This is a genomic window from Promicromonospora sp. AC04, assembly GCF_003058225.1.
Lineage (GTDB): Bacteria > Actinomycetota > Actinomycetes > Actinomycetales > Cellulomonadaceae > Promicromonospora.
Genome location: NZ_QBUG01000007.1, coordinates 163,498 through 175,653 on the forward strand (window position 1 = coordinate 163,498; position 12,156 = coordinate 175,653).

Here is a 12,156-nt window from a genome sequence, read left to right on the forward strand (position 1 = left end):
CCAGCCGACAGGTCTCAGCAACCGCCCAACAGATCGCCGACGCCGCCGGCAACCTCGCCGACCTCGCCGGCGACCTCGAAACCACCGCAGCCACCCCAGCCACCCCGGCTACCCCAGCCACGACAGGCGAAGGCGACGTGCTCCGATGACCGCCGTTCACGCTCTGCTGCTCCCGGTGGGGGCCGATCTGTATGCCCTGCCGGTGGACTGGGCTCGCGAAGTGGTCGCGGCTCCGACCCTGACCCCGCTGGCGACCGCGCCACAGGTGGTGATCGGCCTGTTCAATCTGCGGGGTCAGATCGTCCCGTTGCTCGACACGGCAGCGCTGCTGGGCTTGGGCAGGGTCGAGACGACCGCGTTCGCCGTCGTCGTGGCCTCCGCGCAAGGGCTCACCGGCCTGGCGACGACCGGCTTTCCTCGGCGTCAGCTGCTCGATGCTCCCATCGGCCCGGCGGAGCTGCCGGGTACCACGGGGCAGCATCGGGTGGGCCCGCACGTGGCCACGTTGCTCGACCTTGCCGCACTGCTGTCCCCCGAGTGGGTCCGGGATCCGGGTTCACGCCTTGACCCGACACCGACGTGGGACGACTGATGTCGGGAATGAGTCAAGAGCAGGTGCGTCAGCTGTTCGGGCAGGAGGCCGCGGTTCGACTCGCCGAGCTCGGCAGGCTGCTGCTCCAGCTGGAGCAGGGCGTTGACGGCGAGAGGCTCATAGGGTCCGTCTTTCGCGAGCTGCATACCCTCAAGGGCTCCGCCGCGGTCGCCGGGCTCGACGAGGTGAGCCGTATGGCGCACCGCCTCGAGGAAGTGGTCGACGACGTACGAGCCGGGCGGCGGCCGGTCACCGCTGAGGTGATCGACACCCTGTTGCGGGGCACTGACGAGCTGCGCGGAGCCGTCTCGGGAACGCCGGCCGACGTGCCGGACCCGCCTGCCCGGCAAGCCGCTCCCCCACCCGTGAGCCGGGCTCCGGTACCCGACGGCGCACGCCCCGAACCTCCCCGGAACCCCGCGAGCGGCGCCGACTTCATCATGGTTCCCGTCGAACGCCTGGACGAGCTCACTCGCCTCGTCGGTGAGACCGCCTCGGCCCACCTGCGCGTCGGGCGGATGCTCAACGACAGGTTCGACGTCGACCCGGCTGGCTGTGCCGAGTTCAACGAGCTGTCCAGCTCGCTCAACGACCTCCGCGACCACACGATGCGCGCGCAGATGGTGCCGGTGTCCACGGTCACCGACCAGCTGCATCGGGCGGTGCGAGACCTTGCACGCGCCCAGGGCAAGGACGTCCGCTGGGCGGCGGAAGGCGTCGACACCGAGATGGACCGCGGCGTGCTGCACCGGTTGTCGGACTCCCTCATGCACCTGGTCCGCAACGCGGTCGACCACGGCATCGAGTCGCGCGAGGAACGGCAACAGGCCGGGAAGCAGCCCCAGGCAACCCTGCGCCTCCACGCGATGCAGCTCGGCCCGGAGGTGATCCTCGCGGTGAGCGACGACGGCCGGGGCATCGACTCGGAGGGCGTCGAGCGGGAGGCGAACCGCCTCGGCATCGACACCGAGGAGCTCACCGAGGACGAGCGTGTCGGGCTTACCTTCCGGGCCGGCGTGTCCACCGCGCAGTTCGTCACCGACGTCTCCGGGCGCGGTGTCGGCCTCGACGTCGTGCGGACCAGCGTGGAGGCAACCCATGGCCGGGTCGAGGTTCGTTCGGAGGCCGGCGTCGGCACCGAGTTCAGGATCATCGTGCCGATCACCGTGGCCGTGCTGCGATGCCTGCTCGTCGAGGTCGCCGGCCAGCGCTTTGCGTTGCCCTTCCATCGGGTGGTGCACTCCCAGGCGCCGGAGCCCTCCCGGATCGCGCACGCGGAGGGGAGACCGGTGCTGTGGGTGGACGGTCATCCGGTGCCGGTCCAACCGCTCGGCGAGACGCTCGGACTGGCCGGAGGCGAGGCGGCCGACGGACCGGTCGTGGTGCTCGCCAGCACCTCCCGACGACACGCCTTCGGCGTCGACCGGCTGATCGGACAGAGCGACGTGGTCATCAAGGCACTCAGCCCGCTGCTTCCTCCCCTGCCGTTGATCGCCGGCGCAAGCGTGGAGCCCGACGGTTCGATCCTGCTGGTTCTGGACCCGCCCGGCCTGATCTGGCGGGCCGGCCAGACGAGTCGGACGAGCATGCCGACAACGCCCACCGAGGGACCGGACACGGCACGACGCAGCGTGCTCGTAGTCGATGACGCGCTCGTCGTCCGCGAGCTGCAGCGCGGCATCCTCGAGCGAGCCGGGTTCGACGTACGGGTGGCGACCGATGGGCAGCACGCCCTGTCGCAGCTCGTCCAGGAACCCAGCGACCTGGTCGTGACCGACATCGAGATGCCGACGATGGACGGCTTCGCGCTGACCGAGGCGATCCGGGCCGATCCGAAGCTGGCCAACACTCCCGTGCTGATCGTCAGCTCCCGCTCCAGCGACGCCGACAGGCAGCGGGGGATGGACGCAGGGGCGGACGGCTACATCACCAAGACCGCATTCGACGAAGCAAGCCTGCTGAGCGCCGTGAACCGCCTCCTGGGGATGAAGGCATGAGCGGAAGAGCCGCTGGTGCGAGGATTCGCGTGGTGCTCGTCGAGGACGAGTCCGCGCAGCGGAGCCAGCTCATGTCGATCCTGCAGGTTCAGGGTGACATCGTCATCGCGGACTGTTCTTCCACCGCCGCCGAGGCCATCGAGCTCGTCGCGACGACTCGTCCCGATGTCGTCGTCCTCGACCTGCACCTTCGGGACGGGCAGAGCCAGCGAGCCATCGAGCAGATCATGGCGCGGACGCCCACGCCGATCCTGATCCTGTCGACCCAACTCCCCGACCGGCACGCGGCCTCGGCGGTCGAGGCCCTGGTCGCCGGTGCCCTCGAGGCCCGGCAGCGCCCGCCGCGGTGGACACCCGCGGAGGGTGCTGAGCTTCGGCGAACCGTTCGCCAGATCAGCAAGGTCCAGGTCATCCGCCACCCGCGGGGCAGCCACGTGCCGGGCCAACCGCGCGGCACCGCGGCGCGCGTCGGGCAACAACCGGTCGTGGCGATCGCCGCCTCGACCGGGGGGCCCAGTGCCTTGGTAACCCTGCTGGGTGGGCTGGCCGGACTCGAGGCTCCGGTGCTGGTGGTCCAGCACCTGGATCCTGGATTCACCGCGGGCCTGGTCGAATGGATGTCCCGGGTCTCCGCCCTCCCCGTCGAGATCGCCGGTCACCAGCAGGTCGCCCGACCCGGACGGGTCTACTTCGCCCCCGGGGAACGTCACCTGCACTATGCGGCAGGCGGCCGGCTCGAGCTGGTCGAGTCGCCGGCCACGACGCATCGGCCATCGGCCGACGAGCTGTTCCGATCGGTGGCCCGCACCGCCGGCTCGGCCGCGATCGGCGTGCAGCTCACCGGCATGGGCGACGACGGGGCGCAGGGACTGCTGGCGATCCACCAGAGCGGCGGCGCGACCCTCGCCCAGGACGAGGCCTCGTCCACGGTGTTCGGGATGCCGAAGGCCGCCGTCGGAGTCGGTGCGGTGACCGAGCTGGTCCGGATCGACAAGATGGCCGACGCCGTGCAGCGGGCCGTGCGCGAGGTGACGCGCGCATGACGGGCGGCCGAGCCCTCGAGACCGTTGTCGACCGGGTGGCCGACCTTCTCCACCTGCGCATCGGCCTGCGTCCGGACAGGACCATGCGGGGACGCCTGCGCCGCGCCATTCGTGACGAGGCCGCACGCAGGGGCCAGGATCCCACCGCGTACGCCGACAGGCTGATGGTGGATGCCGGGTGGCTCCAGGGCCTGCTGAACCGCGTCACCGTGCAGGAGACCGGGTTCTTCCGCCATCCCGAGCAGTTCGAGGTACTCGTCCGCGACGTGCTGCCAGAGCTGTCCCGTCCGGTGCGGATCTGGAGCGCGGGCTGCGCCAACGGCCAGGAGACCTTCACCCTGGCGATGCTGCTGGAGGACCAGGGCATCGAGGGCACTGTCGTCGCGACGGACCTCTCGACCGACGCGGTGCGGCGGACCTCGGCCGCCCGCTACTCCGACCGCGAGGTGGCCGGTCTGTCGGCCGACCGGATCGAGCGACACCTCACGCGCGTCGGGGACGGCTGGGAGGTCAACGAACGGGTTCGAGCCCGGGTCAGCGCGCTGCAGCACAACCTCCTCGACCCGCTTCCACCCGACGTCCTGTCCTGCGAGGTCGTCTTCTGCCGCAACGTGCTCATCTACCTCTCCCCCGACCAGGTCCGCCGGTTCCTCGACCGGATCGCCACGAACCTTGCCCCGACCACAACCCTCTTCGTCGGCGCGGCCGAGACGATCTGGCAGGTCTCCGATCGCTTCCGAGCCATCCATGTGGGCGACACCTTCATCTACCGCCAACGGCTCGCCGAGCCGGCCTCCTCTCCACAGAGCCCCGGCCAGAACCAGCCGGACGGGCGCGCGGCCCAGTCGGTCACAACGCGCCCGCGTTCGACGAGCCCCGTCAGAGCGCGGACGTCCCCGGTCACCGCGAGCCGGTCCGGCCGCCCCGTCACACGAGCCGAACGGGAGCCGGCTCGGTCCGAGTCACCTGAACCGGCCGATCTTCTGGAGCAGGCGGCTCAGGCTGCGATCGCCACGGGCGACTACGACGCGGCTGTCGTGGCCTTTCGCAAGTGTGCCTACCTCAGGCCGCACGACCCGGTGACGCAGCTGCACCTTGGCCTGGCGCTCGAAGCAGCGGGTGACCTGGGCTCGGCGAGGCGTGCCTTCGCGACCGCTCGCCGCGCCCTGGCCGACGCCGGTCCCGACCACACGCCGGCCGGTCTCGAGGGATACGCCTCGGCCGAGATCCTCAAGCTGCTCGACTCGAGGTCGTGAGGACCCGCCATGTCGACGATGGTCTGTTTCCGGGCGGCAGGCGCGGCGTACTGCGTGCCCCTGCTGGCGACTCTCGCGGTCCGCACCGCCGCCGACCTGATCTCGCTGCCGGACCCGGCCGCCGACGTCGCCGGCATCATCCCGGGAGACCCTCCTCTGACGGTCATCTCACCGCTCACGTCCGACGGCTCGTACATCCTGGTGATCGAGGCGCACGACCAGACCTTCGGCCTGCTCGTGGACGTCGTCACCGGCCTGCGGCAGTTCGACGACGCCGAGATCCGGCCCGCACCACGGGGCCAGGGCCACCCTCTCGTCTCCGGGACTGTCGACTCCGGCGGCCACCTCGTCTTCGTCGCCGACCCGACAGCACTGGCCGGACGACTATGACCACCACGACGGTCCTGGTCGCCGACGACTCGCTCGTGATCCGCGCAGTGGTCCGGGACGGCCTGGAGAGCGAGGGCTACCGGGTCGTCGAGGCCGTGGACGGGGTCGACGCGGTTCGACGGTGCCGCGAGGATCCGCCCGATGTTGTGCTCCTCGACGTCGAGATGCCCGGTCTCGACGGATTTCAGGTGCTGAGCGAGCTCAAGGGCGATGCCGAGCTCCGCGACATCCCGGTCGTGTTCCTTACCGGCCGGAGCACACTGGACGATGTGGTGGCAGGGCTGCGCGGCGGCGCCCACGACTACCTCAGGAAGCCGTTCGAGGATCCCGAGCTGCTCGCCCGCGTCGCGGCGGCGGCCCACGTCAAGAAGCTGCAGGACCAGCTCCAGCAGCGCAACGCCGAGCTGGAGCAGCTCAGCCGCACCGACTCGCTCACCGGCCTCTACAACCGCCGGCACCTCGCCGAGGAGCTCGATCGCCTGCACAGCGACTCGGTCCGTCGCCAGTACCCCCTGTGCGTCGTGCTGTTCGACCTCGACCACTTCAAACGGGTCAACGACACCTACGGGCACTCGGCCGGCGACCAGGTGCTCCGCGCCTTCGCCGGACACCTACGGGGCGAGCTGCGCGCCGGGGACATCGGCGGCCGCTGGGGCGGTGAGGAGTTCCTCGTCATCCTGCCGGACACCGGTCTCGACGGCGCGCTGGTGGTCGCCGACCGGATCCGCTCGGCGACAGCCGCGTCGCCCGTGGTCGTCGACGGCAAGAGCATCACCGTCACCGTCAGCGGAGGCTGTGCGGCCGGCCCCGCAGGTACTGCTGACGCGACCGTCAGTCTCGCCGACGTCTGCATGTACCGCGCGAAGTCCTCGGGCCGGAACCGGGTCGCCGCCGCAGCCAATCCCTCGACCGGCTAGAAGTGTCTCGGAACGTGGTCGGGCGATCGTCGTCGAGCCCGTCCCGGGTGCTTGGCCGCTAAGGTCGAGCGGTGGATCCGCTCCGGCTCGTCGGCACCTGGGACTTCCTGCGGGGGGTCCACGACCACCGCGACGGCGCGGAGTACACCGCGCAGGGCAGGGCCGAGTTCACGCTGGAGGACGACGGCCGGGTGCGCTGGGCCGAGCGCGGCACCCTGCGCTGGGCCGCGGGGAGCACCCCGGTGAGCCGCACGCTCTTCCTGGCCCGGGAGGATCCGGCCGACGACGGCGCGTCCGCGCCCGCGTGGCTGGTGACCTTCGAGGACGGCCGGGACTTCCACCCCTGGACGGCCGGGGCGGTCGAGCACCTGTGCGGCCGCGACCTCTACCGGGGCGGTGTGGACGTCCCGGCGGAGCCGGCCCCGCCGTCGGCGCCGGAGTGGGAGCTGCACTGGCGCGTCAAGGGCCCGGACAAGAACTACACGATGACCACCCGCTACTCCCGCCCCCGCTGACCGTCGGCCCCGGGCGGAGGTCGGCAGCTTGCGTCGAGATCGGTCCAGGTCTGGACCGATCTCGATGCAAGCTGCCGACTCAGTGCCTGCTCGTCAGGTACCCGACCGTCAGGGGATCACGTTCGGGTTCTCCGCGTGGGTCAACGTCTCCCATGCCACGAACAGGTTGTTGGTGCCCTGCGGACGGGTGGACTCCGTCAGGGCCTGCGTGTTGGTCATGGCGTGGCCCTGCCGGTTGTGCAGGGCGTTGAAGCCGACCTCGGTGACCGGGCCGAGGCCCAGGTGCAGCGAACCGCCGCAGAGCCATGATGGCACCGCGGCGCCCCGCTGGTAGGTCGAGTGGAACCCGAGCGCGTACCGCAGTCGCTCCCCCACCTGCGGGTACAGGTCGTCACCCTGGATCAGGGCGGTCTCGGCCACGTGGGAGATCGCCGAGATGCCGTAGCCGGTGTGCGTGAAGTCCCGGCAGGTCTCCTGCGCCAGGCCGTTGACCAGCGTGCGCTGGTTGTGCCAGTAGGAGAAGATCTCGTCCGGCGTGTCCCGGCCGGATCCGGGCACGGTGCGCGGCACCGACCCGTCCGACGTCAGGTAGATGAACGCTGGCACCCGCACGAGGAACCGCTGGCGGGCGGAGGCGTACGCGTTCCGGTCGTCGAGGAAGATCGCGATGCCGACGGCGGCCTCCATCATCGACAGCTCCCAGTTCCCGTTGCTGTTGGAGCCGTTGATGACCTCGGGCAGGTAGACGTTGCGCAGCATCGTCTCGAACCGGTCGACGTCGGCCGCGGCCCAGCCCGCGCCGGTGTACCGGATGATCTCGGCGGCCCGCGGCCACACCGACCCGGCCCACCCCGTCTGGAGCGGCGCGTTCGAGTTGGTGTGGTCCTGGATCACGGGCGACCAGGCGTTCATGATCTGGATCGACTTCTGCGCGTACCGCGTGTCCCCGGTCACCGACCAGGCCAGCGCGTGGGTGTAGGCCGCTATCGCGTCCTCCCGCTCGTCGGTGCAGCCGTAGTTCGGGTTGGAGTACGACCCGCACTCGACGACCGCCCGGGGGTGCGGCGTGTACGACAGGAACGCGTACCGGCTCCCCATCATCGCGTTGTAGGCGTTCGACCACGGCTGCGCACCGGCCTGCACCTGCTGCCGGACGAAGTCGAGCTGCGGCCGGCTGACGTGGACGCCCGGGTGGGTGAAGGTCGTGGGCACGTCGGCGGGGGCGGCCCCGGGAGCGGCGTCGGGGACGGCGGGCGCCTGCTGCCCGACGGCGGCGCGTGCCCCGGGCGGGGCGCTCGCCGCACCTGCCGCGGCCGCGGGCAGGACCAGCCCGACGGCGACCGCGAGCGTGACCAGGGTGCGGGCGGACGCCCTGCTGCTGCGGATCCTCATCAGAAGCCTCCCGTGATGCGCGTGAACTCGAACCCCGGCTGGTCCCGGTTGACGGACCAGAACGCCAGCCGGGTCAGCCCGTTGTTCCGCGCGTAGTCCCGGATCTGCGTCCAGGCGGCGGTGGTGGTGATCTCGCCCTGGTCGGAGCTCCCGTTCATGCCGGAGATGCCCATGTGGGCGTACGCCTGGGCGTCCGTCCAGCCGCGGGCCGACTTGAGCTGGTTCTTCAGCCCTTCGGACGCGTTGATCGTGTCCTGCGCGATGTTCGAGGAGCCGAAGTTGAACGGCATGATCGTGTAGTTGTCGATCGGGACGCCGAGCTGCGCGGCCCGGTTGATCAGCCGGGTGCCCGCACCCTCCGGGCCGCCGCGGCCCGTGCCGATCGTGACGGCGATCTTCACGTTCGGGTTGTTCTGCTTGACGATGGTCAGGCCCTGGAGGATGCGGTCCTGCACGACTGTGTTCTCGAACTCGTCGGAGTTCTCGATGTCGAAGTCCACGACGTTGGGCTGGTGCGCGTTGATGACCTGCTGCACGGCCCCGGCGTACGCCGCCGGCGTCGAGCAGTTCGGGCCGAGCTTGTTGCCGGACCAGCCGCCGAACGAGATCTGCACCTGGCCACCGGCGGCCTTGATCGCGTTGATGGTCTGCTGGTCGACGCCGCCGGTGAGCGGGCGGCTGCCGTCCCACGCGGGGTTGCAGCCCCCGGACGAGAGGATGAACGCCATGGTGAACGCCCGCACGCCCGTCTGGCTCATCACCGACGTGGCGCTCGGCGGGTTGCCCCAGCCCAGGTACAGGTAGGGCGCGCCCGGCATCTTCGCCGGGTTCGGGTCGGGGTTGCCGCCGCCCGTCGGCAGCGTCCAGCGCTGGTTGTCCCCGGCGAAGCAGTCCCACAGCTGCAGGGGCGTGCCGTCCGCCGAGCTCGGCCCGGTCGCGTCGAGGCACTTGCCGAGCGCACGCAGCGTGCCGTCCCCGAGCGCCGTCCAGGCCTGCGCCGCGCTGCCGTTGCAGTCCCAGAGCTGGATGCGGGTGCCGTTCGCGGAGCTCCCGCTCGCCACGTCGAGGCACTTGCCGAGCGCCCGGACCGTGCCGTCGGTGCGCACGTCCCAGGTCTGTGCGCTGGTGCCGTTGCAGCCGTAGAGCTGGATCTGGGTGCCGTTCGCGGAGCTGGCCGCCGCGACGTCGACGCACTTGCCGCCGTATCCCGTGATGGACCCCGTCGCCGCCTGGGCCGGCAGCGTGCCGCCGCCGAACGCGAGAACGGTTCCGAAGGCTATCGCCAGAGCTGTGAGGCCGCCGAAGACACGGCGCCGTAGACGTGCTCGCATGGTTCCTCCAGAAAACTTTCAGGGTTGTAAGTAAGGAGACCGTACGGCTTCTTTGACACCGGCAACATTGGGGGTTCCCCGTACGCCCTCATGGTTGTGGGCGTGATCGTTGCGCCCAAGACGGGCACGTTGTCGCAACGATCACGCCCACAACCATGAGGGGTCGGGTCAGAAGCCGGCCGTGATCCGGGTGAACTCGAGGTTGCCCTGGTCGATACCGCTGCAGTTCGAGACCACACCCCCACCGGGGCAGGCCCGGTCACGGTTGACCGACCAGAACGCCAGGCGGGTGAGGCCGTTGTCCCGGGCGTAGTCGCGGATCTGGGTCCAGGCGGCGGGCGAGGTGAGCTCACTCTGGTCGGAGAGCCCGTTCATGCCTGAGATGCCCATGTGGGCGTACGCCTGGGCGTCCGTCCAGCCGCGCGCGGTCTTGAGCTGGTTCTTCAGGCCCTCGGCGGCGCTGATCGTCGACTGGGCGATGTTCGACGAGCCGAAGTCGAACGTCATGATCGTGTAGTTGTCGATCGGCACGCCCAGCTCGGCGGCGCGGTTGATCAGGCGCGTGCCCCACCAGTTCGGGCCGCTCTGCCCGGTGCCGAAGGTGACCACTACCTTGACACCGGGGTTGTTGCTCTTGACGATGGCCAGGCCGCGCAGGATGCGGTCCTGGACCGCCTCGTTCTCGAACTCGTCGGAGTTCTCGATGTCGAAGTCGACGACGTTGGGCTGGTGCGCGTTGATGACCTGCTGCACCGCCCCGGCGTACGCCTCCGGCGTCGCGCAGTTGGGGCCCAGCTTGTTGCCGGACCAGCCGCCGAACGAGATCTGCACCTGGCCGCCCGCGGCCTTGATCGCGTTGATGGTCTGCTGGTCGGTTCCGCCGGTGAGCGGCCGGCTGCCGTCCCAAGCGGGGTTGCAGCCACCGGAGGACAGCATGAACGCCATCGTGAACGACCGGACGCCGGTCTGGTTCATGACGTCGACGGCGTTCTGCGGGTTGCCCCAGCCGAGGTACAGGTAGGGGCTCCCCGGCATGCGCCCGGTGCCCGGGTCGCCGCCGCCCGCCGGCAGGTTCCACACCTGGTTGGCGCCACCGTGGCAGTCCCAGATGATCAGCGGGGTGCGGTCGGCGCTGTTCCAGCCGGACACGTCGAGGCACTTGCCCAGTGCCCGCAGCGTGCCGTCCGCCTGGTGCGTCCACTGCTGCGCGGCGTTGCCGTTGCAGCTCACGATCTGCACCTTGGTTCCGTTGGCGGGGTTCGCCCACGCGACGTCGAGGCACTTGCCGAGCGCGCGGATCGTCCCGTCGGAGCGGACGTCCCAGCTCTGCGCGGCCGTGCCGTTGCAGGTGTACAGCTGGACCTGGGTGCCGTCGGCGCTGTTCGCGCCGTCGACATCCACGCACTTGCCTGCGAATCCCGTGATCGCGCCCGTTGCCGCCTGCGCGGAGGACGCGCCGACGCCGAGTGCGAACACAGTCAGCAGGGCAGTCGTCAGAGCAGTGAGGCCACCAATTACCCGGTGCCGTCGGCGTGCTTGCATGGTCGTCCTCCTTGACCTACATGCGAATAAGTGAGGAGACCTTACTGCGTGGTCGGACGACGGCAACACTGGGGTTTCCACGTACGCACGAGCACCTCGGGCCACCGTGGTGGCCCGAGGTCCCGGCATGACGCGGTAGGTGTGGTCCGGTCAGAACCCCGCGGTGATCCGCGTGAACTCGAGGTTGGCCTGGTCTATGCCGCTGCAGTTCGAGACCACGCCGCCGCCCGGGCAGGCCCGGTCGCGGTTGACCGCCCAGTACGCGAACCGGGTCAGGCCCTGGGCGCTGGCCCAGTCGCGGATCTGCGTCCACTGGGCGGGCGTGGTGGTCTCGCCGACGTCGGACACCCCGTTCATTCCCGAGATGCCCGAGTGGGCGTACGCCTCGGCGTCGGACCAGCCGTGCGCGGACTTGAGCTGGTCCCGCAGGCCCTGGGCGGCGCTGATCGAGTCGGCGACCATGTCGGAGCCGCCGAAGTCGAACGTCATGATCGTGTAGTTGTCGATCGGTGTGCCCAGCTCGGCGGCACGCGTGATGAGGCGTGCCCCGGCGCCGGCCGGCCCGCTGATCGAGGTCGGGATCGTGACGACGGCCTGCACGTCCGGGTTGTTCTGCTTGACGATCGCGATCCCCTGCAGGATCCGGTCCTGGACGGCAAAGTCCTCGAGCTCGTCGGTGTTCTCGATGTCGAAGTCCACGACGTCGGGCCCGTGCGCGTCGATGACCTGCTGCACGGCCCCGGCGAACGCCTCGGGGCTGGAGCAGTTCGGGCCCAGCTTGTTGCCGGACCAGCCGCCGAACGAGATCTGCACCTGGCCGCCCGCGGCCTTGATCGCGTCGATCGTCTGCTGGTCGGTACCGCCGGTCAACGGCCGCTGCCCGTCCCATGCGGGCGTGCAGCCGCCGGACGACAGCATGAACGCCATCGTGAAGGCGGAGACGCCGGTCTCGCTCATCACCGAGGTGGCGCTCTGCGGGTCGCCCCAGCCGAGGTAGAGGTACGGTGCGCCGGGCATCTTCGCCGCCTCGGCCTGGGTGTCCGCCCGGGGACCGGCGACCTCCATGGCAACGGCACCGGCCATACCACCAGCCGCCAGGACGATCGCGGTCACGGCACTCAGCAGGGCGAGGCGCCTCGGGTTGGTCTTCATCGTCGTCTCCCGAAGATGTCGGTCGGATA

At 70.4% G+C, this 12,156-nt stretch carries 11 protein-coding genes; 7 read left to right on the plus strand and 4 right to left on the minus strand.

Annotated features, from left to right (window positions below):
- Window positions 1–145: 145 nt before the first annotated feature.
- From C8K30_RS19015 to C8K30_RS19045, 7 genes are all read left to right on the plus strand, one after another.
- Window positions 146–592 (plus strand): chemotaxis protein CheW, encoded by a 447-nt coding sequence (locus C8K30_RS19015; protein WP_108494485.1) that lies wholly within the window; start codon window positions 146–148, stop codon window positions 590–592.
- Between the two features lie 8 nt (window positions 593–600).
- Window positions 601–2,589: a response regulator gene (locus C8K30_RS19020; RefSeq protein ID WP_158281056.1), complete on the plus strand. Its 1,989-nt coding sequence runs from the start codon at window positions 601–603 to the stop codon at window positions 2,587–2,589.
- A complete protein-coding gene (locus C8K30_RS19025; protein WP_108494487.1) occupies window positions 2,586–3,632 on the plus strand; it encodes a chemotaxis protein CheB in 1,047 nt (348 codons plus the stop codon). Before C8K30_RS19020 ends, C8K30_RS19025 begins: the two co-directional genes overlap by 4 nt.
- Complete coding sequence (locus C8K30_RS19030; RefSeq protein WP_108494488.1) at window positions 3,629–4,888, plus strand: CheR family methyltransferase; 1,260 nt, start codon at window positions 3,629–3,631, stop codon at window positions 4,886–4,888. Before C8K30_RS19025 ends, C8K30_RS19030 begins: the two co-directional genes overlap by 4 nt.
- 9 nt (window positions 4,889–4,897) lie before the next feature.
- Window positions 4,898–5,278: a chemotaxis protein CheW gene (locus C8K30_RS19035; RefSeq protein WP_108494489.1), complete on the plus strand. Its 381-nt coding sequence runs from the start codon at window positions 4,898–4,900 to the stop codon at window positions 5,276–5,278.
- Complete coding sequence (locus C8K30_RS19040; protein WP_108494490.1) at window positions 5,275–6,195, plus strand: diguanylate cyclase; 921 nt, start codon at window positions 5,275–5,277, stop codon at window positions 6,193–6,195. Before C8K30_RS19035 ends, C8K30_RS19040 begins: the two co-directional genes overlap by 4 nt.
- A gap of 71 nt (window positions 6,196–6,266) precedes the next feature.
- On the plus strand, window positions 6,267–6,710 hold the full coding sequence (locus C8K30_RS19045) for a DUF6314 family protein (protein WP_108494491.1): 444 nt from the start codon (window positions 6,267–6,269) through the stop codon (window positions 6,708–6,710).
- Window positions 6,711–6,818: 108 nt separating this feature from the next.
- On the opposite strand, the gene C8K30_RS19050 is transcribed toward C8K30_RS19045, so the two are convergent.
- The 4 genes from C8K30_RS19050 to C8K30_RS19065 form a co-directional block, all read right to left on the minus strand.
- Complete coding sequence (locus tag C8K30_RS19050) at window positions 6,819–8,102, minus strand: alginate lyase family protein (RefSeq protein WP_199230572.1); 1,284 nt, start codon at window positions 8,100–8,102, stop codon at window positions 6,819–6,821.
- Window positions 8,102–9,433: a ricin-type beta-trefoil lectin domain protein gene (locus C8K30_RS19055; RefSeq protein WP_233257284.1), complete on the minus strand. Its 1,332-nt coding sequence runs from the start codon at window positions 9,431–9,433 to the stop codon at window positions 8,102–8,104. The genes C8K30_RS19050 and C8K30_RS19055 overlap by 1 nt, the downstream gene beginning before the upstream one ends.
- Before the next feature lie 168 nt (window positions 9,434–9,601).
- Window positions 9,602–10,975, minus strand: coding sequence for a chitinase (locus C8K30_RS19060; RefSeq protein WP_108494492.1), 1,374 nt, complete (start codon window positions 10,973–10,975; stop codon window positions 9,602–9,604).
- A gap of 150 nt (window positions 10,976–11,125) precedes the next feature.
- Window positions 11,126–12,127, minus strand: a complete 1,002-nt coding sequence (locus C8K30_RS19065) for a chitinase (RefSeq protein WP_108494493.1) — start codon at window positions 12,125–12,127, stop codon at window positions 11,126–11,128.
- Window positions 12,128–12,156 lie beyond the last annotated feature (29 nt).

Bases quoted from the DNA above. Each gene is read 5' to 3' on its own strand.
- C8K30_RS19015 (WP_108494485.1), top strand. From the start codon at position 146: ATGACCGCCGTTCACGCTCTGCTGCTCCCGGTGGGGGCCGATCTGTAT.
- C8K30_RS19020 (WP_158281056.1), top strand. From the start codon at position 601: ATGAGTCAAGAGCAGGTGCGTCAGCTGTTCGGGCAGGAGGCCGCGGTT.
- C8K30_RS19025 (WP_108494487.1), top strand. From the start codon at position 2,586: ATGAGCGGAAGAGCCGCTGGTGCGAGGATTCGCGTGGTGCTCGTCGAG.
- C8K30_RS19030 (WP_108494488.1), top strand. From the start codon at position 3,629: ATGACGGGCGGCCGAGCCCTCGAGACCGTTGTCGACCGGGTGGCCGAC.
- C8K30_RS19035 (WP_108494489.1), top strand. From the start codon at position 4,898: ATGTCGACGATGGTCTGTTTCCGGGCGGCAGGCGCGGCGTACTGCGTG.
- C8K30_RS19040 (WP_108494490.1), top strand. From the start codon at position 5,275: ATGACCACCACGACGGTCCTGGTCGCCGACGACTCGCTCGTGATCCGC.
- C8K30_RS19050 (WP_199230572.1), bottom strand. From the start codon at position 8,102: ATGAGGATCCGCAGCAGCAGGGCGTCCGCCCGCACCCTGGTCACGCTC.
- C8K30_RS19055 (WP_233257284.1), bottom strand. From the start codon at position 9,433: ATGCGAGCACGTCTACGGCGCCGTGTCTTCGGCGGCCTCACAGCTCTG.
- C8K30_RS19060 (WP_108494492.1), bottom strand. From the start codon at position 10,975: ATGCAAGCACGCCGACGGCACCGGGTAATTGGTGGCCTCACTGCTCTG.
- C8K30_RS19065 (WP_108494493.1), bottom strand. From the start codon at position 12,127: ATGAAGACCAACCCGAGGCGCCTCGCCCTGCTGAGTGCCGTGACCGCG.